The 2,587-nt window shown below is 41.6% G+C and carries 5 protein-coding genes; 2 read left to right on the forward strand and 3 right to left on the reverse strand.

All coding sequences use genetic code 11. From position 1 onward, the window contains the following. Positions 1–3: 3 nt before the first annotated feature. Positions 4–159, forward strand: coding sequence for a DUF445 family protein (locus F7C14_RS10385; RefSeq protein WP_290902629.1), 156 nt, complete (start codon positions 4–6; stop codon positions 157–159). On the opposite strand, the gene F7C14_RS10390 is transcribed toward F7C14_RS10385, so the two are convergent. After that, complete coding sequence (locus F7C14_RS10390; RefSeq protein WP_290902621.1) at positions 148–693, reverse strand: rRNA adenine N-6-methyltransferase family protein; 546 nt, start codon at positions 691–693, stop codon at positions 148–150. The genes F7C14_RS10385 and F7C14_RS10390 overlap by 12 nt on opposite strands. Further along, on the reverse strand, positions 686–1,192 hold the full coding sequence (locus F7C14_RS10395; RefSeq protein ID WP_290902623.1) for a CDP-alcohol phosphatidyltransferase family protein: 507 nt from the start codon (positions 1,190–1,192) through the stop codon (positions 686–688). The genes F7C14_RS10390 and F7C14_RS10395 overlap by 8 nt, the downstream gene beginning before the upstream one ends. A gap of 117 nt (positions 1,193–1,309) precedes the next feature. Between F7C14_RS10395 and F7C14_RS10400 the strand changes: the two genes are divergently transcribed. Continuing rightward, positions 1,310–2,056 carry a phosphocholine cytidylyltransferase family protein gene (locus tag F7C14_RS10400; protein WP_290902625.1) on the forward strand — a complete coding sequence of 249 codons (747 nt, stop codon included), beginning with the start codon at positions 1,310–1,312 and terminating at the stop codon, positions 2,054–2,056. A 95-nt stretch (positions 2,057–2,151) separates the two neighbouring features. Here the strand turns inward: F7C14_RS10400 and F7C14_RS10405 are convergent. Then, the coding region (locus F7C14_RS10405) for a PUA domain-containing protein (RefSeq protein ID WP_290902627.1) at positions 2,152–2,587 on the reverse strand (436 nt) is incomplete at its 5' end.

The following is a 2,587-nucleotide window of genomic DNA, read 5'->3' on the forward strand; positions in this document are numbered from 1 at the left end:
ATCGTGAAGAGGAAGGTTGAAGACTTTTCCTCTGAAGAAGCTGAAAAATTTATAAAGCAAGTGGCGGGAAAGGAGTTGAGGTTTATCGAGATTTCAGGAGCTGTTCTCGGATTTTTAATTGGATGCTTGCAGTCCGTTCTTTTGCTTCTACTCCTTTGAGCAGAGGAAAAAGTAGTGGTACTTGTAGAAATCAAACTTTTTAACATTCTTGAAAATTTCGTTAAGAACTCTTTTCATTTCCTCTTCGCCGATTCTCTCCTCAAGCGGCGGTCCAAAATCTGTTCTAACTTTTTTCCAGTCTATAACTATGACGTGCTTAGCAATTCTGCTCCACTCCAAAAGCTCTCTCCAGTTCTCAACCTCGTGCAAAACGTTGGCAAAAAGAATCAGACTGACCTCGAAGTCAAAGTCTATTGGTTTATCAGAAATTATTATCCCGACATTTTCAACTCCAAGCGTTTTCAGCCTTTTTCTGAGCTTTTCAGCCATTTCTTCCTGAGCTTCTATCGCAAAAACTCTTTTGAAATGCTTCGATAATGGAACTGTGAAGTATCCGATTCCAGCTCCAAAATCCACGGCAGTATTTTTATCTTCGATAGAGCCGATAACTTCCTCAAACGGCTCTATTGGCTGAATCCTTTTCCTTTTTTCCGAAATAAGCTCTTCAGCTTTTTCAGCTTCAAATCTATGCATGTTCCAACTTCTTCAAAGCGTAATATATCCTTTCCAAAGTTGTGAATGCGCTGAGCAAAGCGAGAACCCAGAGCGTTTCCGAAGGGTAGCCGAGAAGCAACCCGAGCATAACGATGACTATTCTCGTATCCCTTCCGGCTATTCCAGCTTTAAGCTTTATTCCAGTAGCTTCTGCCATAACTCTCGTGATGCTAACGCCAAAGGAAAACGTCAAAGCTAAGAATCCCTGAAACCAGTGAGCTTCCGGGTTGAGGTTCACTATGCCTATGATGATCGCTGCATCGACGAACCTGTCAAGAACTCTGTCGATGTAGGCTCCTTTCTTCGTAACTCTTCCGCTCATTCTTGCCAAATCTCCATCAACGCAGTCGAAAATTTGAGAAACGAAAAGTACGACGACGCCCTCAACGACTCTTCCAATTCCGATCAGGTAACCACTCAAAATCCCAATAAAAGCTGAAAAATACGTTATTTTGTTTGGGTGAACGTCAAATCTCATGAGAAACTTCGCTATCGGCTTGGAAAATTTCCTGTAAATTTTTTCAGTAATAATATACTCCCAACTTATACTATCACCTCCGGTAAGTTTTAAATAAAGCAGAATTTAACTCTTTCCATGCTTGCGGTCATCTTAGCAGCTGGATTCGGCTCAAGGCTTGGACATATCACTCAAAAAATTCCTAAAGCCTTAGTCTCTGTCGGAAACAAGCCTTTGCTTGTGAGGAACATCGAAGTGCTTAGGGATGAGGGCGTAACAAAGTTTGTCATAGTTACCGGATACAAATCCGTAAAGTTGAGAAAGAGAGTTAGAAGAACCTTCCCAGAACTGAACATAGATTTCGTTCACAACTACCATTATCGAGACACCAACAACATTTACAGCCTATACATTGCGGCTAAGGACATAAATGAGAGGTTCATAATAGTAAATTCGGACATAATATTCCACAGAGACATCCTAAGAAATCTTCTGAGAGCGGAATCAGACAACCTGACGATTTCAGTAGACTTCAGGGATGAGATAGGGGAAGAAGAAATGAAAGTCAAAATCAACAAGGACAAGGTCGTTAGGATTAGCAAAAAAATTAAGCCCGAAGATGCGGATGGAGAGTACATAGGCTTGGCTAAAGTTAGCGATAAAGCTGTGGAAGACTTAAAGCAAGCTATAGAGGAGACTATGAGGTTAAAAGGCAAGGGAGTCTTCTATGAGGAAGCTTTTCAGCACATGATCGACAGCGGGAAAATCGTGAACTATTCTTCAACTTTAGGTTTACCTTGGACAGAGATAGATACTCCAGACGATTTAAAATTTGCAAGGGAAGTTGTGTATCCGAAAATAGTTGAACTTGAAAGCGGAACATAAGTTTTTTATTCACAACTTCTCTAACATCCTTTGTCCTTTCCCCTCCAAGCTTTGAAGCGCAGCAAGCTGTGAGGAGGGGGTCCCAGACGGGGGATTTACATCTTAACAACTAATTCTTTCCAAAGCTTATCGTTGATGTGGTGAATGTTCTTTACAGCCTTTCCTTTTCCTCCAACCATTTCCGTTCCCTTGCACAAAGCAATTCCCACAGCTAACGGAGTGTATTTCTCTTCAACTACAATGTAGCAGAAATCACCTTCGTTTATTTCCTCATCAGCCTCGACGATTCCCGGCTTCATAACGTCTGCCCCGTTCAGAATGAAATTCGTTGCTCCGCTGTCGACAACTACCCTTCCCTTTTCCGGTTTAAACTTCATAACTCCGAGAACAGAGAGGTAATACTTCCCCTCGTGCTCTATCGCAAGAAATTCTCCGTCTATTAAAATTGCATTCGTTTTATCGAATTTCACGACTTCAACGTTTCCTTCAAGCTCCACTCCGGCTCTAAGTTTTATCTCTTCAAGAACTCTC

It is taken from the genome of Ferroglobus sp. (assembly GCF_015521575.1).
Taxonomy (GTDB): domain Archaea; phylum Halobacteriota; class Archaeoglobi; order Archaeoglobales; family Archaeoglobaceae; genus Ferroglobus.